At 45.9% G+C, this 18,617-nt stretch carries 16 protein-coding genes; 8 read left to right on the forward strand and 8 right to left on the reverse strand.

All coding sequences use genetic code 11. The features are described 5' to 3' along the window. Positions 1 to 206, forward strand: a 206-nt coding sequence (locus QUB26_RS03750) for a hypothetical protein (protein WP_333293015.1), incomplete at its 5' end; no start/stop codon positions are given. A gap of 92 nt (positions 207 to 298) precedes the next feature. On the opposite strand, the gene QUB26_RS03755 is transcribed toward QUB26_RS03750, so the two are convergent. Both QUB26_RS03755 and QUB26_RS03760 read right to left on the reverse strand, forming a co-directional pair. Beyond that, complete coding sequence (locus QUB26_RS03755) at positions 299 to 1,663, reverse strand: MFS transporter (RefSeq protein WP_333316810.1); 1,365 nt, start codon at positions 1,661 to 1,663, stop codon at positions 299 to 301. A 316-nt stretch (positions 1,664 to 1,979) separates the two neighbouring features. Further along, positions 1,980 to 3,989, reverse strand: coding sequence for an Eco57I restriction-modification methylase domain-containing protein (locus QUB26_RS03760; protein ID WP_333316812.1), 2,010 nt, complete (start codon positions 3,987 to 3,989; stop codon positions 1,980 to 1,982). Between the two features lie 222 nt (positions 3,990 to 4,211). Between QUB26_RS03760 and QUB26_RS03765 the strand changes: the two genes are divergently transcribed. From QUB26_RS03765 to QUB26_RS03785, 5 genes are all read left to right on the forward strand, one after another. Then, positions 4,212 to 5,579: an AAA family ATPase gene (locus QUB26_RS03765; RefSeq protein WP_333052917.1), complete on the forward strand. Its 1,368-nt coding sequence runs from the start codon at positions 4,212 to 4,214 to the stop codon at positions 5,577 to 5,579. Beyond that, positions 5,572 to 6,354 (forward strand): hypothetical protein, encoded by a 783-nt coding sequence (locus QUB26_RS03770; protein WP_333316814.1) that lies wholly within the window; start codon positions 5,572 to 5,574, stop codon positions 6,352 to 6,354. Before QUB26_RS03765 ends, QUB26_RS03770 begins: the two co-directional genes overlap by 8 nt. A gap of 4 nt (positions 6,355 to 6,358) precedes the next feature. Continuing rightward, a complete protein-coding gene (locus QUB26_RS03775; RefSeq protein WP_445299586.1) occupies positions 6,359 to 6,508 on the forward strand; it encodes an alpha-E domain-containing protein in 150 nt (49 codons plus the stop codon). A gap of 221 nt (positions 6,509 to 6,729) precedes the next feature. Further along, positions 6,730 to 8,229, forward strand: coding sequence for a family 10 glycosylhydrolase (locus QUB26_RS03780; protein WP_333316816.1), 1,500 nt, complete (start codon positions 6,730 to 6,732; stop codon positions 8,227 to 8,229). 185 nt (positions 8,230 to 8,414) lie between these two features. Then, a complete protein-coding gene (locus QUB26_RS03785) occupies positions 8,415 to 8,996 on the forward strand; it encodes a Uma2 family endonuclease (RefSeq protein ID WP_333239793.1) in 582 nt (193 codons plus the stop codon). Between the two features lie 275 nt (positions 8,997 to 9,271). On the opposite strand, the gene argF is transcribed toward QUB26_RS03785, so the two are convergent. Both argF and dusB read right to left on the reverse strand, forming a co-directional pair. Further along, positions 9,272 to 10,192 carry an ornithine carbamoyltransferase gene (argF, locus tag QUB26_RS03790; protein WP_333052921.1) on the reverse strand — a complete coding sequence of 307 codons (921 nt, stop codon included), beginning with the start codon at positions 10,190 to 10,192 and terminating at the stop codon, positions 9,272 to 9,274. Positions 10,193 to 10,427: 235 nt separating this feature from the next. Next, the gene (gene dusB, locus QUB26_RS03795) at positions 10,428 to 11,438 is read right to left on the reverse strand and encodes a tRNA dihydrouridine synthase DusB (protein ID WP_242724764.1); all 1,011 of its coding nucleotides are present in this window, start codon (positions 11,436 to 11,438) and stop codon (positions 10,428 to 10,430) included. Positions 11,439 to 11,901: 463 nt separating this feature from the next. Here dusB and QUB26_RS03800 point away from each other — a divergent pair, with 463 nt between their 5' ends. Next, positions 11,902 to 13,494: a glucose-6-phosphate isomerase gene (locus QUB26_RS03800; RefSeq protein ID WP_333316818.1), complete on the forward strand. Its 1,593-nt coding sequence runs from the start codon at positions 11,902 to 11,904 to the stop codon at positions 13,492 to 13,494. A 63-nt stretch (positions 13,495 to 13,557) separates the two neighbouring features. Continuing rightward, complete coding sequence (locus QUB26_RS03805; protein WP_333316820.1) at positions 13,558 to 14,298, forward strand: response regulator transcription factor; 741 nt, start codon at positions 13,558 to 13,560, stop codon at positions 14,296 to 14,298. 10 nt (positions 14,299 to 14,308) lie between these two features. Here QUB26_RS03805 and QUB26_RS03810 read toward each other — a convergent pair whose 3' ends face one another. The 4 genes from QUB26_RS03810 to murC form a co-directional block, all read right to left on the reverse strand. After that, complete coding sequence (locus tag QUB26_RS03810; RefSeq protein WP_333057146.1) at positions 14,309 to 14,800, reverse strand: low molecular weight protein-tyrosine-phosphatase; 492 nt, start codon at positions 14,798 to 14,800, stop codon at positions 14,309 to 14,311. A 167-nt stretch (positions 14,801 to 14,967) separates the two neighbouring features. Next, complete coding sequence (locus QUB26_RS03815; RefSeq protein WP_015178392.1) at positions 14,968 to 15,318, reverse strand: YbaB/EbfC family nucleoid-associated protein; 351 nt, start codon at positions 15,316 to 15,318, stop codon at positions 14,968 to 14,970. Positions 15,319 to 15,730: 412 nt separating this feature from the next. Continuing rightward, positions 15,731 to 16,687, reverse strand: a complete 957-nt coding sequence (gene murB / locus QUB26_RS03820) for a UDP-N-acetylmuramate dehydrogenase (RefSeq protein WP_333316822.1) — start codon at positions 16,685 to 16,687, stop codon at positions 15,731 to 15,733. A 150-nt stretch (positions 16,688 to 16,837) separates the two neighbouring features. After that, positions 16,838 to 18,394, reverse strand: coding sequence for a UDP-N-acetylmuramate--L-alanine ligase (gene murC / locus QUB26_RS03825; RefSeq protein WP_333316824.1), 1,557 nt, complete (start codon positions 18,392 to 18,394; stop codon positions 16,838 to 16,840). Positions 18,395 to 18,617 lie beyond the last annotated feature (223 nt).

Raw genomic sequence — 18,617 nt, forward strand, 5'->3', positions numbered from 1 at the left:
ATAATTGCGGGATGATTTTGATTGCTTTGTGGGATGGGCGTCCCGCCCGTCCAGTGTATTTTCACAGCAGGCGGGACACCCCACAAGAATCATTCTCAAATTGTTGTGCAACGCGGGCGTTGCATAATTGCGGGATGATTTTGATTGCTTTGTGGGATGGGCGTCCCGCCCGTCCAGTGTATTTTCACAGCAGGCGGGACGGCTAACCCCTACTCCCCACAAGAATCATCCTCAAATTGTGCAACGCGGGTTTACCCGACCCGCCCGAATCTTATAGTTATAGCGATCGCACTTGATCTTAATCGAAATCGTCCAGTCCAGGTCTGGGCATCGATGCTAATTTTTTCTCATCTTCTAGGGGCAGAAAGAAAATCGTCATCATACCGGGAATCACAGCCAGCGCGCTCATCAAAAAATAATTTTGATAACCGAGACTTGCCTGCAAGTAGCCGCTAAAAACGCCCGGAATCAGCACGCCTGCGGCCATAAAAGCCGTTGTAATTGCATAGTGAGATGCTTCGTATTCAGGGCGGACAGTCCGCATCAAGAACACTGTATAGGCAGCTACGCCAAGTCCGTAAGTAAATTGCTCGATCGAATTTACAGCATAAGCCCATTCAATCCCCGGTTGATTGATTGCCAACAGCCAATACAGCACGTTAGTCGAATTTTGCAGAATAGCCGTCGGCCACATCCATTTTTTCAATCCTTGTTTTGCAATCAAATAGCCGCCCAGCAACCCTCCTATTAACAGAAACATTACCCCTAAAGTACCGGATAATAAGCCCATATCCGACGTAGAAACTGCTAATCCTCCTTTCTCAACTTTATCCATTAAAAATGGCGGAGCCATTTTAAACGTCAAGGCATCGCCTAACCTAAAAATTAAGACGTAAGCCACAATCCAACCTATTTTATCTTGCTGAAAATAGGTTTTGAATGCTTCGACAAAGCTGGTTGTTTGTTGGGGTGCACCGGATTCTAGATCGTAATTTCTAGGATAGGGAAGATACCACCGCTGAAAAAGATATATCAGCACAAACATAATCGCACAAATACCAAAGGCTGTCGCCCATCCGTAGTTAAGCGCCGACACGCTAAAATCCGAACCGAAAAGTGACAGTGGAATGTTTTGATATGTTTTTGTGTCGCCTGTATTTCCAGTGACTAAATGCTGTTCGGCCAGTTTCCCCGCTAAGAACACCAATAAACCGCTACCGGCAATGACAGCACCTCTATAAGCCGTGTTGCGAACCCCGACAAACAAGGCTTGCTGGTCTTTATTTAGAGTGTTTAAATAAAATCCGTCAATGGCGATGTCGTGAGTAGCTGACACAAAGGCGATCGCGGTAAAGATAACAAGCGATATAATAATCGGTGCCGGCGTTAATACACCAAAAGCCAGGAAAGCAAACAGAAAAGCACAAAGGATTTCGGTTGTTAAAATCCATTTGCGTTTGGTGGAATACAAATCAACAACTGGCCCCCACAAACCTTTTAAAACCCAAGGAAAAGACAAAAGACTTGTCAATCCGATCAATTCGTTGCTGGTTCCCATACCTTTCAAAAAAATCACCGACATTAAATTAACGACGGTGTAAGGGAGACCTTGAGCGAAGTATAATACTGATACCCACAATCCAGCGTTATGCTTTTTTTCCATTGCAGAGATATTTTACCTAGTTACTTATTTGATTTACTGAGTGCGATCGACAATTCCGGTCAATTCAACCCCTGGCATCACAGTATATGCCATTCCGATGCCAGCGGCAGCCATATAAATAGTGCATTTTAGCATCATTCTGACTCACAAATGTTTTCATTTTTGGAATAAGCCTGCAAAAGATGTTCTCCGTTAAAACTTAAATCTTGCACCATTGTCAAGAACAGGCAAGATGCCTGTTCCACAAAGAGTGTATTTCTTGTGGAACAGGCATCTTGCCTGTTCCTAAACAAGTAATTGACAATGGTGCAATATCTCAGTTAAAATGAACGAGGTAAGCGCGAACATTCTTGTCCCAGTCAGAAGTGTCATAAGTTCGCAGCAGTTCCAAAGCACTTTCTTCTATCTGATATGCAGTTTTTGGACTATTCACCGGACGTTCGGGACTGTCAGGATTAACAACAATTAAACCTGCATCTAGAAACTGATGCACCGTTTGGCAGCGCACAGTTTCCCGCGTGTTTGGTGTATATTTTTTACTGTACTCCTCCTCCATAAATTCCATAATTGGTGTGATTCCCCGAAGTGGAGATTTCGCCAATTCCCAAGCATCCTTTGGCTTGAGGTCAAGCAAAGCCAGAAGGGTTAAGGCGGAACGTTCGTTAAGCTGACCTTTGGGAAAACCCAGGGCTGCAAGTATTTCTAGAGATTCATCAATACGGTTCTTGATTGTCATCGGGCTATTTTCTAACGGATTTGTCGCCTTCAGCAGTTGTCTCTCGACAAGTTTATCGAGCTCCCGCTGTGTAGGAAATATTTCTCTTATTTGAGCGCCAAGTAAAAGTAATTGCTCTCGATTAGGATACTTCAAAGTGCGTAAATCCGTAGCATTAACTTGAGTATGTCCATTGAACAATCGAAAAAACGCATCTACCAAACTCGAATTTAGATAAACGGCCAATCCCCGCGCCAGGGTGAGGTCTAATCCGCGTCCCTGTTGGTGAAAGTAATTCAAATGGTTCTCAAAACCCACGCGAGAACTATTAATTTTACTTGCATCCCAGACAACTGCAACAATTCGCTTTTTCTCTTCCTTTGAGGAGAAGCGTTTGCTCAAAACATAATGTTCGTTAGGTACGAGGAGTGCAGCAGTTTTTTCCGTGACAGCTAAAGCTTGATGCTTTCTCGTGACTGTGGGATATTCAACACCGCCCGTGGAGAAGTGGGCGGGATAAATCAGCGGAACTGTACCGTTCTCAGGTTTTAGCCGCAAGTCAGAGCGAACACGAAAATCTACAACTTTTCCGGTGGAAACTGTTAAGCCTAATTCCTCTAGGGTGCAAGTAAATTGAGCCATTTGCTCGACTACTTTCTGGCTGACAGAATCCGGTAAAATCCGAATAAATTGCTCGGAATCATTGGGATTAATTAGGGCGGTATAGGGCAGTTGGTGAGATAAAATCAGGTCATCGCCCGCGCTGCTGCTTGAGGTAATTAGTACAGTATTTGGCTGTTCTATTTGTTTGGTGGCGCGCACAATAATAGTTTCTTGCAGCACTGCATCATCGCGAAATGGCAACTGTCGGGATTCAAAGATGTGTAGTTGGCGTAAAGCCATCATTTGAAGGAATACTTTGCGGAAATCTCGAAAGTATAAACCGTTGCAAAAGCTGCGGGGAGTAATCGACACTAATTCACCGTTTGGTTTGAGCAGGTGAGCAGCAGCAACTGTAAAGCCAGCGTAGAGATTGCTGGTTTCTAGTCCTATAGAACGCAGCAAGGTTCGGGCTTGGGATTTAGCGTCTATCTTGGCATAGGGAGGATTGATAATTGCATGGGTAAATTCCCGTTTTACTGGTTGTGTAAATAGATTGGGCTGCAACATATCGGCGCTGTCTTGAATAAAATCTATTTCGCGAACCTCACAGGTAAAAGATATCCCAAAACGCTGACATTCAATACTGCACAATTCTAAGGTTTGCTTGAGGTATTCAATCAAAATAATGTCAATTTCATAAGCTGTAACGTGCAGGCTGTGCGGTTTGTTTGGGCGCTGACAAAGTTCGCAAACAACGGCTGCCAACAGTGAACCAATACCAGCCCCGGCATCTAAAAGCGATATATCGGGACAGTTAAATTCAAACATTCCCGCCATCAAACTTGCGACTGAGGAAGGTGTTAAAAATTGTCCTTTTTCTCCTCTCTGGCTTTGCTGCAACTTTCGGGTTGCTTCTTGGCGCCAGCTATCTACTCGATCGAGTAAATTGCTTGCTGTTGAGTAGCTGTTACCCGGAAGGGCTAGGGTTTGAAAGTGCGGTACTATCATTTGTTCAAAAAGTGCGTTAGCGAAGCCCTCGAAGAGGATCGCGAGTTCAGTGTATTTTCGCCTAAAATTGCACCGATGTGCGAAAATGTCAAGCGCACTAGAAAATATATAACTTATCCAAAAGTATGTTGACTGTTCATATAGCTAGATCGGGAGGTAGCTAACGATGACACAAACTGAAACCAAGCGTTATGATTTTACTTAAGTATCTAGGCCTAAATCATGACAACTATCAACTGGAATGAAGTTTTAGATAGTATTTCAGAGAATGCAGAAGAGCCAGAAGTCGAAGATCGATTTGTCAAACGCCTTCTAAATGCACTTGGATTCACATCTGATGAGTGGGTACAACAGTTTAAAACAGGGAAGGGTCAGGCTGATTTTGCTGCTCGCAAGAATCACGATGAGGATAAATTTTCAGTTTCTAAGATTAACCCATACTTAATCATTGAAGTTAAAGGGAGAGTATCAGGAAAGTCAATCAATAACTTAGCAGAAGGTACTCCCACGTACAAAAAAACTAAAGAACAGATAACACGTTATCTTCTTGATCCTAAGTGCCAAACATCTCAATGGGGTATGATCACTAACTCAACAGATATCCAGCTATTCCGTAAACATGGTAAAATCGTATTGCCTGCTACTGACTGCATGAGGATAACCAAAGATAATATCATTGAGATTATTACTAGACTTAAGAAATTGCTGGAAAATCCACCCCAAGCTTTAACAATTTGCATCTATAATGATAAGGGAGGCGTGGGAAAAACTACAACGACAATCAACTTGGCTGCGATTCTTCGACTACAGCAGAAAAAAGTGCTTGTTGTTGACTTCGATCCACAACAAGGAGATTTAACAGATTCATTAGGCTTACAGGAGGGAAAAGTCAAATTATCGGATTGTCTGGTTGATGAATCATTGAATGTTAAAGAAACTATTCAACCATTTTATCTAAAGAATAAAGCTGGTCAATTAGTTAAGATGTTTGATGTAATCCCATCTGATTCAGGGTTATCTAAGTTCATGACTTATGAGTATGAAGCAAAAATTGAGAAAAGTTCAGCAAGGCTACGAGATTTACTTGATATTTTTGTTCGTAATTATGATTACATCTTAATTGATGCACCTACGAACTGGACTTTTTTTAGTAAAAGCTGTGTAATAGCTTCTGATGTAATCCTCATGCCAACAGAACACAATAACTTTTCATCTTTAAAAAATGCTGCTAAAGTGATTAAAGTATTCTTACCTGAAGTTAAGAAGCTTAGGAAGGACGGTGGCCCTATTGCCTTGCCGATATTTTTCAATAAACATAAAGAAACAGAGGCTTCACTCAAAAGAGCCAATGCAGAAATTAAAGCAATTCTTACAGTTAAGAAAGGAGATAATTATCTTATAGATACTAATTTGTTACCCTATTATTGGCCTAAATCTACAAAAACGGTGATTGACCCAACTATATTCTGTATTCCAGAATATGAAGTTGTTTCTACTGCAGCTTTTTCTCGAAAACCAGCGGTTTTTCAACACAAAAAAGCCGCTGAATATTACTTAAAATTAGCGAAGGAGTATTTTTTGTATGAGTAATTCTGAGAACATCGGTAAGTTAATGCACTTGAAGTTATCTAAAATTGAGTCAGCAGAACCCTGCTCTGAGTCAGAGTTTATCATTGCTGGAGCCGCCGAAGCCGTCTTACAAGCAGGTAATCGCAATTGGATTCCGATTATCGTTAAAGAAACAGGCGACTATCAGTATCAAGTTGTGAGCAATCACTTTGTCTATGCTGTAGCTCAACAAGCCAAATTAGATTTAGTATGGTGTATTGTCATTGACCCAAAACCATCAAATATTGAACAAGCGAAGATTCTAGCGCGAGAAGCAAATCCCACAGTCAATCTGAGTACAGCATCAAAAGATACTATTATAGCTGCACTTGAATACTTAGTTAAAGAACAGAAGTGGAAGAATGTAAAACCAGTTGAAGCTGCTAATAAAATTTTAGCTTCTAACCGGGAGCAATGGTCAGATTTTATCCCTCTGACTAAGCTACCATGTGGTTTGAGTAAGGCGAGATTAGATTGTATTACTAAAGTGTTTTCTATCTCGCCACCACCACCACCACCGCCACCTCCTGAAGCGGTTAGTGTCAAACGTGCATCAAGAGATGAAATTTTCGATCGCCTCAATTACTTATCAACTAATAAAATAGGAGGCTTTGAAAATATTGATGCCGAAAAAACAGCAGATGCTATTTTCAACGCGAATAAAGGCAAGTGGAAAACCCTCAGTCCAATTTCCAAACTGGAATGCGGCATTGATACAGCCAAAATGAAAATCATTAAAACCGTATTTAGCCTGTAAAACTATGTTAAGTGGTGTAGCGGATTCAGTTTACGGGCTCAACCGCTATATTGAAAGATCGGAAAATATCGCCCATTTTGCCAAGGTCAATTTTAATCTCATTCTCGACTCTCCCAGCGATATTACTCAACTATTTACCGATCGGCCCACTTAATTTACCATTGTGCGAAAATGTCAAGCGGACGCTCAAACCAAAAGTCCGTAAAGGACTGTTAAACGCTCTCTCACACATTTCTGATGCGAAATACCAAAACATTCTTTTTGTCAAGCTTGTTCCTGATTGGCTTAACAATTAGTTTTCTGCTGACTCCTGGTTGGTTATCAAACTGGTTCCCAAACCGCGCGATCCTCTTCGAGGGCTTCGCTAACGCAACTATGCCCCCGCAAACCCAAACCGCCGAATTTCGCGCCTTCTGGGTGGACGCCTTCAACCCCGGCTTCAAAACGCCTCAAGAAGTCACAAAATTGATCGCAGACGCGCAGCGGGCTAATGCCAACGCGATCGTCGCCCAAGTCCGCCGCCGTGGCGATGCTTTTTACACGAGTGCGATCGAACCCCGCACCCTCGATCCCAACGTTCCTGCAGGTTTCGATCCCCTGCAAGATTTGATTGACAAAGCCCACGCCGCAGGCATTGAAGTACACGCTTGGATGGTGACGCTGCCGGTGGTTTCGGGCACCAAAATTCCCGCCGGTCACGTTTGGCAACAACACGGGCCTTCTGCCCCCGGCAGCGACAATTGGGCAATGCTGACTTACGGTGGGGAAGCCCAAGGCTATCTCGATCCCGGCCATCCAGACGCCGTAGATTATACTGTTTCCGTCTATTTGGACTTGCTGAAGCGCTACGATGTGGACGGCGTACAGTTGGATTATGTGCGCTACGGCGGGCCGACTTGGGGCTACAATCCCACTGCGATCGCCCGTTTCAATCAGCAAACAGGTCGATCGGGCAAACCCGCACCCACCGATCCCGCGTGGATGCAGTGGCGGCGCGATCAGGTGACAAATTTAGTGCGGAAGCTTTATGTAGAAAGCCTCGCGATTAAACCGCGTGTTAAAATTACTGCCGCCACGATCGCCTGGGGAGACGGCCCAGCAAACGAGGCAGGGTGGTATCAAACGCAGCCTTACAAAGAAGTATTGCAAGATTGGCGCGCTTGGCTCGAAGAAGGGATCGTAGACATGGCGATGCCGATGACTTACCAGCGCGAGTACAAACGGCAGCAAAAACTCGCTTACGACAACTGGATCGAGTACGCCAAAGACCACCAGTACAACCGCCAAATTGCGATCGGCCCCGGCAATTACCTCAACTACATCGAAGACACTCTAGGCCAGATTCGTCGCGCCGAAGGGCCTTCTGCGAAAGGGAATAACCTAGCGGGTACGGTGCTGTATTCCTACGCTAGCAGCAACGTGTACACGAATGTGGAACTGCGATCGGGCGGCAGCGGAGATTTGCCCCGCCAGCCTTGGAAATACGTTCCCCAAAGCAACGATTTGTTCTATACCGCGCTGTCGCAGCCGAGTCAATACGTTGATGCTGCGACGGGCAAAACCTATGAAACTCAGCCTGTGTGGGCGACAACCGCAGCCGTTCCCGATATGCCTTGGAAGTCGCGGCCGACTACAGGTGCGATCGCCGGAAATTTGCAGCGGTGCGCTCAAACTTGCGACAGTGCGAGCTTGACATTGCAGTCGATCGATGATATTGGCGCGGTGCGTCAACTGCGCGCCGATGGTAAAGGATGGTTTGGGGCGATCGAGCTTTCTCCGGGAACTTATCAGTTGAAAGTTGACGGTAGTCAAATTCAACAAACAGTTAATGTTGTCGCCGGTGACGTAACAAAAATCAATCTCGGAGCATCTTAACTGCTTTACTCGTTACCAGGCTCTGCCTGGTAACGCAGATCCGGAGGCTGTGCCTCCAATTTCCATAAAAGCTTGCGAGGCAGAGCCTCTAGATATCGGTTTCCAGGCAGAGCCTGGGAACCAGTTAATATCATAAGCTAAAATAAAATCATTCCACATCAAATTATAAATTTATCAATCGAGATATGCTAACAACAGAAGCTGCTTTCACGCTCCGTAAATGGACAGTTAAAGAGTATCACAAGCTGGGAGAGATGGGATTTTTTCACCCAGAGGAACGAGTCGAATTACTTTCAGGAAATATCATCAAAATGAGTGCAAAAGGAACTGCTCACACCTCCGCTTTAGGGCGTACAGATAGCTTGCTGCAATACCTTTTTAGAAATCTTGCCTGGGTACGTATGCAAGATCCGATCGCCCTTGATGACAATTCTGAACCCGAACCAGATATTGCCGTAGTCAGAATCGATCCTTTTGACTATGCGACTCACCATCCGACGCCCTCAGAGGTATATCTAATTATCGAAGTGGCAGACAGCAGCTTAACTTTCGATCGCGAAATTAAAGCTAAAATTTATGCGCGATCGGGAATTGGCGATTATTGGGTGCTAAATGTGGGCGAAAGACAACTGCACGTTTTTCGAGAACCTGCGGAAGATGGGTATCAAAGCGAGGTTATTCTGGGAGAAAGCGCGATCGTTTCTCCGTTGCAATTTCCTACTTTTAATATCGCCATTCAGGCAATGTTGCCACCAATTATGCCATAGGTGCGCGCTGCGAAATTAATAATTTTTATTAACCGCAGAGGGCGCAGAGGGCGCAGAGAGAGAGGCAAGTATTTAATCTGTTTGTAAAACCGCCAACTATTTTGAATTCATCGGCAATTTTATTTGCCTAACAAATCGATACAATAAATCTAATAATCGCAGTCGGTTTTAACCGACTTAAGCTTTGAGCCAGGGGTTTAAACCCCTGGCGGACTGGCGAAATGGCGACATATTTACTGACAACATCTTTAAGGACTGAAGTCGTTACTACAAACCTAATCGCTTTCCAGAATGCTTGCGAGCAAAGCTTGCTGAGCGTGCATCCGATTTTCTGCCTGATCCCAAACGCGCGATTGACTGCCTTCTATCACTGCATCGGTAATCTCTTCATCCCGGTGTGCGGGCAAACAGTGCAATACAATTGCATTCTTATCTGCTAACTTCAGCAATTGTTCGTTTACCTGATATGGTTCAAACAAAGGAATCCTGATTTTTGCTTCCTCTTCCTGTCCCATACTCGCCCAAACATCAGTATAAATCACTTGAGCATTCTTCACAGCAGCTTCTGCGTCCGTCGTCACCGTAACTTCGGTTTTTCCCTGAGCAATATTCTTAGCTTTTTCCACTATCTCAGCATTGGGTCCGAAATCTTGAGGGCAAGCAATTCTTACATTCATTCCCGTCATTGCACAGCCCAACATCAGCGAATTAGCCATATTATTGCCATCGCCCAAATAAGTCAGGGTCAATCCTTCTAGCTTGCCAAAACACTCTTTTACTGTCATTAAATCCGCCAGCACTTGACATGGGTGTTCGTCATCTGTCAGCGCATTAATCACAGGAATTTTCGCATAGTTGGCAAAAGTTGCTAAATCCTTTTGCTCGAATGTCCGAATCGCCAAAATGTCTAAATATCTGTCTAAAACCCTGGCTGTATCTACCAAAGGTTCGCCGCGGCTGACTTGTGTAACGTTGGGATTAAGGTCAATCACTTGCCCTCCCAATTTATACATTGCTACCGTAAAACTTACCCGCGTTCGCGTTGAAGCTTTGGAAAATAACAAGCCGAGAACTTTATTGCGTTTCAGCTTGACCATTCCCGATTTTAAACTGGCTGCTAGATCCAGCAAATAATTTAATTCGTCAATGCTTAAATCTGCCAGACTTAATAAATCTCGCCCTTTTAAGGAATCCATGCTTTCCCCCACACACAAATTTTTAACTTTGTCTTAAATCTTAGCCCGCAGAGGCTGGTTTTGTTTCTGTAATCCCTAGTTGACTCCGCCCAAAAACGGATACCGTGCCACGTACACTCATGAGGGTCGATATTAAAATTTTAGACTAAAGTTCAAGCTCCCACATTCAATGCTGCAAGTAAATCTAAAATCTAAAATCTAAAATCTAAAATCGACTGACCTCTGCGGGTAAGGTTTATGCGGGCAATTGCTCGATCGCGCGATCGATCGAATCGCAACCTTGTTCAACCGTTTCTACCACAGCCAACACGCCCCGCAATTCCCCAGCGCCGGGGAAACCCTTAGCATACCAGGTTAAGTGCTTGCGCGCTTGGCAAACACCGCTTTCACCTTTATATTCCCACAAAGCCCGCAAATGTTCCTTAGCACATTCGAGACGTTCAATTGGTGTCGGAGCTATCTTTTCCACACCAGTTTTCAAGAAATAATCAACTTCTCCCACCAAAAAAGGATAGCCCAAAGTTCCCCGCGAACACATCACTCCATCTGCACCGGTTTCTTCCAGACATCGCATTGCTGCTTCTACTGAAAAAATATCCCCGTTAGCAATAACTGGAATCGATAAAACTTCTTTCACGCGGCGAATCCACTCCCATTTTGCCGGGCCGGTGTAACCTTGCGATCGAGTGCGGCCGTGCACGGTAATCATTTTTGCTCCCGCATCTTCCATCCGCTTGGCAAATTCCAAAATATTAATTTCTTTGTCAGTCCAACCAATCCTAGTTTTAACCGTGACAGGAACATCTACCGCTTCCACAACAGCCCGCACAATTGCCTCGGCTGTTTCCGGATCTCGCAGCAGGGAAGAACCACCGCCGTTTTTAGTAATTTTGTTAACCGGACACCCCATATTAATATCAACAGTATCCGCTCCTTCTGCCACTGCTTTCTGGGCCGCTTCTGCCAAGAAATCCGGCCGGCAGTCAAACAATTGAATGCTAATCGGGCGCTCGTTCGGGTCAACTTCCATAATTCTCGGTAATTGCTTCACGTAGTGCAAACCCGTAGCGTTTACCATTTCCGTGTACATCATCGAATCCGGCGCGTAGCGGCGCACCAGGCGGCGAAATACCAAATCGGTAACGCCGGATAATGGCGATTGCAGGACGCGACTTTTAACTTCAAAATCGCCGATTTTGAGCGGAGTTGCTAACCTTTCTTTTAATTCGGGAGATAGAGCAAGCATAGTCGATCGCACTTTAATTCTAATATCTGTATATTATACTACACTTCAGATAGTTGACCGTTGTTAACTATATTTTTAGCCGATTATTGAGTGACAGCTAAAAGTATATTTAACCTGACCGCAATGCCTATTTTACAGAACCCGATCGCCCGAATTTGAATATTGTGAAACCATGGCCCAAACGCCAACGCCGACTACAGTTAAATCTCTGTGGCGCTTCGATCTATCTATGGGGTGTGACCATTAATGAGGGATCTACCTACTAAGACTGTTGCCCAAGTCATATTTTTATTGTTTAATTCTGCCGAATGCTCTGACTGCCTTCTGTTCCGGCTGCCTTCAGACGATTAATGCTTAAATTTATTGGGATTATGCAAAAGCCGTACATCAGATCGTTTTAAACTACAATTGGTTGATTCCTGACGACGCCGATCGAACATTAAAAAAATTGTAGAGAATTCCTATGGACGCCGCAGCACTCTGGCAACGCTATCAAGACTGGCTTTACTATCACGAGGGATTGGGACTTTACCTCGATATCAGCCGCATGGGATTCGACGACGCTTTCGCAGCCGCACTGAAACCCAAATTTGACAAAGCTTTCAAAGACATGGCAGCTTTAGAAGCAGGTGCGATCGCCAATCCCGACGAAAACCGCATGGTGGGCCACTACTGGCTGCGAAACCCTGATTTAGCTCCAACTCCAGAATTAAAACAAGAAATAGTCGAAGGCATAGCACAAGTCGAAGCATTTGTCAAGAAAGTTCAAAACCGCGATATTAAACCGCCCTTTGCTCCGCAATTTACCGACATAATTTCGATCGGCATTGGCGGTTCGGCCCTCGGCCCCCAATTTGTCTCCGAAGCTTTATCCCCAGACATTCCGCCCCTAGCAATACATTTTATCGACAACACAGATCCGGCTGGGATCGATCGCATCCTTAACAAAATCAAAGACAAACTCGCCAGCACCCTAGTAATTACTATCTCCAAATCCGGCGGCACCCCCGAACCCCGCAACGGGATGATCGAAGTTCAAAAAGCCTTCGCCGCCGAAAAATTGGATTTTGCCAAACAAGCAATTGCCATCACCGGAGTTGACAGCCAACTAGACAAATTAGCCAAATCCGAAGGCTGGATTACCACTTTTCCAATGGCAGATTGGGTGGGAGGACGCACTTCCGAATTGTCAGCAGTCGGACTTTTGCCAGCAGCTTTGCAAGGCATCGACATTCGGGCGATGCTCGACGGCGCGAAAGTCATGGACGAAGCTACCAGAACCACCGAAATCAAAAATAATCCCGCCGCCTTGTTAGCAATGTCCTGGTATTTTGCTGGCAACGGACGTGGCGAGAAAGATATGGTAGTTTTGCCGTATAAAGATTCACTGCTATTGTTCAGCCGCTACTTGCAGCAATTAGTCATGGAATCGATCGGCAAACAGGAAGATTTAGACGGCAACACAGTTCATCAAGGAATCGCAGTTTACGGCAACAAAGGCAGCACCGACCAACACGCCTACGTCCAGCAACTGCGAGACGGCGTGCCGAATTTCTTCCTAACATTTATCGAAGTTTTGCAAGACAGGCAAGGCATTTCCCCAGAAGTAGAAACCGGCGTCACTTCGGGAGATTATTTGTCTGGTTTGTTGCAGGGAACTCGACAAGCCTTGTACGAAAATCACCGAGATTCCATTACTGTCACCATTCCCCAAGTCAACCCTAGGACAGTAGGAGCATTAATCGCCCTCTACGAAAGAGCCGTAGGTTTTTACGGTTCCTTGGTGAATGTCAATGCCTATCACCAACCGGGCGTCGAAGCCGGCAAAAAAGCGGCCGCTGCTGTATTGGACTTGCAGCAACGGGTACTGCAAGTGCTCAAAAACGCCCAAAAACCTTTGTCTGTAGCAGAACTAGCCAAAAAAGCAGGAACGCCAGAGCAAATCGAGACAATTTACAAAACTCTGCGGCATTTGGCCGCCAACGGGCGCGGCGTAGCTTTGGAGGGCAAATTAGGGCAACCCGCTACTTTAACTGCAAGCTATCAAGAGAATTAAACAGTAGAATTAAACATTAAAAGTGACTAATTTCACTTTTAATGTTTAATTTTTAATTCCCCCATGCCATTAACGATTCTGGTTGCTGACGACGATTTCGCGACTCGCTTGTCAATTACCGATTATCTAGAAATTACCGGATACTCTGTAATCGCTGCTGAGAACGGCAAAGAAGCTTTAGGCTTGGTAGATGAATTTCAGCCCCACTTAATTGTTACCGACATTACAATGCCCCAGATGGATGGCTACGAATTCGTGCGGCGAGTTCGGACTCGTCCCGCTTTCCGCTTGCTGCCGGTGATTTTTTTGACGGAACGCACGAGCACGCAGGAACGGATTCGCGGCTATCAGATGGGGTGCGACAATTATCTGGCTAAGCCTTTTGAACTCCAGGAATTGGGGGCGGTTATTCGCTCTTTGCTCGATCGCTACGCTCTAATCGCTCAGGCCCCCTCTCGTTCCCCGGAACCCGAACCAATGCCAACAGAGGCACGCAGCAGAGCCAATGACAAGCCAGAAGCAGATTTTTTAACTCAAAAGTCAAACACAGGCGATTCCCTACGAGATAGCTCCGCTTCACGGGCATCTCCCAGCCAAAATGCTCCGACTTTGACTCAGCGAGAGCGACAAGTGCTAGATTTGCTGACAGAAGGTCTTTCTAATATTCAAATAGGCTCCACACTCCACCTCAGCCCTCGAACTGTCGAAAAGCACGTCAGCAGCTTGTTCAGAAAAACTGACAGCAACAACCGTGCAGAACTCGTTCGCTTTGCGATGGAACACCATTTAGTCGGTAATTGGTAATTGGTAACTGTTAATTGGTAATTGTTAATTTTTCCTGATTGATAACGTACTCCAACAAACCCTCGGCAGCATCGTGCAGCAAATCAATTACTCGATCGAATCCCTCCGGGCCACCGTAGTAAGGATCTGGCACTTCTTTAAGGTCGTATTTCTGGCAAAAATCGCACATCAGTCGCACTTTATCTTTATACTTTCCAGCCGCATCCAAGGCAAGAATATTGCGATAATTGTCCCGATCCATAGCCAGAATCAAATCAAAATTTTCAAAATCTTTCCTGGTAAATTGGCGGGCTTCGCCTAGCAATTCAATGTCTCGCTTCTTCGCCGCCAATGCCATCCGCCTGTCAGGGGGGCTGCCAATGTGATAGCTAGCAGTTCCAGCCGAATCGCAGGTGATGCGATCGCTCAAACCAGCTTGTTCAATTAAGTGATTCATAATATTTTCTGCTGAGGGCGATCGGCAGATATTTCCGAGGCATACAAACAATAATTTATAAGACATTTAATTGATAATTAGTAATTGGTAATTTTTAATGGGAAGGGAAGAAAGAAAATTTTTACTTTCCCCTTTTTCCCAACGTTTTGTGCTTCAGAGAAATCAATCAGTCATTAGCTATAGATTTGTTTTTAAACACAGATAGCTAACAACTAATGACTGATGACTAATGACTAACCGAAACCGGGGAGATTTAGTCCCCCGGTGAGTTCTTCCATTTTCTCCCGCATCGTCATCGTAGACTTAGCGTAAGCATCCTGCATCGCCACCGTGACGAGTTCAGAAACCACCTCAGCACCTTCACCGAGGGCATCCGGTGAGATTTCCACGCGGCGGGGTTCTTGGTTGCCGCTGAGAAAAACCTTGACCAAGCCACCGCCGGCAGTTCCCTCAATTTCCATGACATCCAACTCTTCTTGGAGCTTTTTAGCTCCTTCTTGAACCTGCTGAGCTTTTTTGAAAGCTTCAGTCAGTTCTTTCATTTTGCCCAGGCCGAAGCCAAATCCTTGTCCTGATTTTGTCATCAAAATTCCTCTGGTCTGAAACCCCGTCCTTACAGGACGGCTTTACATTTAATTTTAATCCCCTTGCGGGGTAGGGGGGTGGTTGCCCCCCCGTGAGGATATGGTTGTCCTCAATCTCCCATTTCTGGGGTAAAGTTAGCTTTGCCAATGTTTTCTGAGCTTGTTAGGCTAGGAGCACTGTTCCAGTGACCTTAGAACTGTTTAACTACTAGCGACAGAGCAGGGAACTAGCTTCGCATTCGCCCGGTGTCGTGACTCAAAAAACGTAGTCAGTTAAGACTTAGGCGGGTCAAGATGGCTTGTTAGATTTCTCTTTCAAGCCTCATGCCGTCAGGGCTGAGGTTCTTGACAACTACTTTGTGATGGTGTGTGGGCTGGCAGTCTGCCGTTTCCGTATTACTTCAATGATGCCTTAGAAGGGAAACTCTCCCAGTATTCTAACTTCTGGCTCCAACAACAGCGACCACCGCTGTTCGACTTGCTGTTGAACGTGGCGGATCACTTGAAAAATATCATTGGCCGTTGCCGACCCGCAGTTAAGAATAAAATTAGCATGGCGCTGAGCTACTTGTGCACCGCCGATCTGATATCCCTTCAGTCCCGCTTGTTCGATGAACCAACCTGCCGTCTTGGGGCCAGGGTTACGGAAGACTGAGCCACAGCTCGGTAAGTGGTAAGGTTGAGTTGTCCGTCGCTGGCTGAAATGGTCATTAGTTTCTGCCATTACTTGCGATCGGTCGAATCCCGGCTGTAACTGAAAAGTCGCTTCTGTTACTAGCCGATCGCCCCCTTGCAGCACCGAAGTCCGGTAGCGGTACTCCAACTCTTGGGGAGTCAGAATTTCCACCTTGCCACCAGGGGATAGGACGCGAGCATTGACTAGAATATCAGCAGTACAGCCTCTGTGAGCGCCTGCATTCATCACCACAGCCCCTCCCACCGTACCCGGTATGCCGACTGCCCATTCTAGACCTTTCCAGCCCCGTTTAGCCGCCAACCAAGCAAGGCGAGGAATTGACTCCCCCGCCCCCGCTGTAACTTGACCTGTTTCTGGGTTAAAATTCACCTGTTTGAGGTAGCGAGTGCCGACGACCAAACCGGACAAACCCCGATCGCTCACCAACAAATTAGAACCCGCACCCAGCAGAGTCACCGGCACCCCTTCATCGTGTGCCCAGGCAAAACTCGCTTGCAAAGCCTCCATACTGCGGGGAGCAACGTACCACTCGGCCGGGCCACCGACTCGGAACGAAGTCAGGCCCGCCAGCGAAACTTGGGAGTTAATCTTGCAATCAGTTCCCCGCAAAGAAATAGGAGAATACACTCGCCGATAGTCCTTAACAGAGGAGTCATTCGAGATAGTCACCATCTTGAAAATCCTTAAAAATACCTTCGCTCGAAGACGTGGTTGAAAATCCATTTAGCTAACTTATGTCGCCCCTTTGAGCGAGCCGTCCGACAGAAGTTTCGACACAACGTGCAACGCCATAATGTCGATCGACTCTACTCTGTTCGCGAGCTAATCGGGGCGATCGGCTTGTTGATAAAAAGCCATAACCTCTGGAATAATCTGATTCAGATTACCAGCACCCAAAAACAGAGCCAAATCCCCCGGTTGCAGATTTTGGGTTAAAAACTTAGTGACTGACTCTAGGGAAGGCGCAAACTCAACCTCTCGGCCTTCTTTAGCAATCAAATCAGCAACTTGCTGCCCGCTAATTTCTCCTAAATTTGGTTCCCCAGCACTATAAATATCGCAAGCCACAACCAAATCAGCATCCCCAAAAGATTGAGCAAATTCTGGCAAAAATGTCAGAGTCCGGCTGTAACGGTGGGGTTGAAAAATTGCAACCACTCTTCGGGATTTGGGATTTTTTTCGCTACCTTCGATCCGCAAGCGAGCCGCCGCCAAGGTGACACGAATTTCGCTAGGATGGTGGGCGTAGTCGTCCACAAACAGGATGTCATTGTGAAAACCCCGCACCTCAAAACGGCGGCGAGCTCCTTCAAAACCAGCAATCGCTTTGGCAATCGCCGAAAACTCTAACCCCAACAATCGGCCCACTGCTACCGCAGCGAGTGCATTGCTGAGATTGTGTGTGCCCAGCAACTTCAACTCCATTTCCCCTAGGAAAGTTCCTCGCTCCCAAATCCGTGCCTTGGTGCTTTCTGCTCCGTACTCCACGCCCGAAGCCGTGTAGTCAGCACCGCTGTCTGGCTGCAAGCTATAACTGACATGAGGCTGAAGGCAGTCTTTGACGATTTGGTCGTCAATGCAGCCCACCAAGGTTTGACAGTTTTGGGCAAACACCTTAAATGTGTCTATTACCTGGTCAAGGGTATCGTAATGGTCTGGATGATCCAGTTCCACATTCGTCACTATGCCAATTTTGGCTACCAGCTTAACGAGAGAACCGTCGGATTCATCAGCCTCTGCCACTAAGTAGGGGCCTTCCCCCAAACGGGCATTGCCTTCCCAAGCATTTACCTCGCCTCCTACTACGATCGTCGGGTCTAGACCCGCAGCCATCAGCATGAAGCCGATTAAGCTGCTAGTAGTAGTTTTGCCGTGAGTCCCGGCTACGGCTATGCTTTGGTAATCTTGAATTAACGCTGCCAACACATCCGATCGATGAAAAATCGGACAGCCCAAATCTAAAGCAGCTCGATATTCGGCATTGGCTGGGTGAATAGCCGTCGAACATACTACTTGAGGCAATCCCGGAATTGCTTGGGCGCTTGAACCGTTGCCATTCAATTGGACAGCTTTGGCTGTCGCGACAGAAGTCCCTACCGTACCAGCGACTATCGAGGATACTGCCCTTTCCTGTTGCCCGCAGTCGGGACTGCTACCGTTAAGGGCCGTTTCAAATAATTCAAAATTGCTGGCGTCTTGACTCCAAAAAATATGAGCTCCCATTCCTTGCAAGCGCTCGGTTATGTGACTCGATTTAATGTCGGAGCCGTACACAGGCAACTTGCGTTTAGCTAGAATGTAGGCAAGGGCTGACATCCCAATCCCACCAATGCCGATGAAATGAAATGGTCTACCGCTAAAATCAACAGAACTCGGCATCTTTGCTCCTCACACACCACACCACGCCAATAACACGCGATATCATATCAAGAATTGTTTTTTCAGGATACAGTTCGCTAGAGATTTTGTACAAAATTCTCTGCGTGTCCCTAGATTTGAGGGACTTGTAGAGATGTTTGTCTTGTATCCTATATGACTTAGTACCGAGTAGTTTTCCGGAACAGTCACAGCTCGAAAATTGCAGGTAACAGAAAACGGGGTC

It is taken from the genome of Microcoleus sp. B4-C1 (assembly GCF_036705285.1).
Taxonomy (GTDB): Bacteria; Cyanobacteriota; Cyanobacteriia; order Cyanobacteriales; family Microcoleaceae; genus Microcoleus.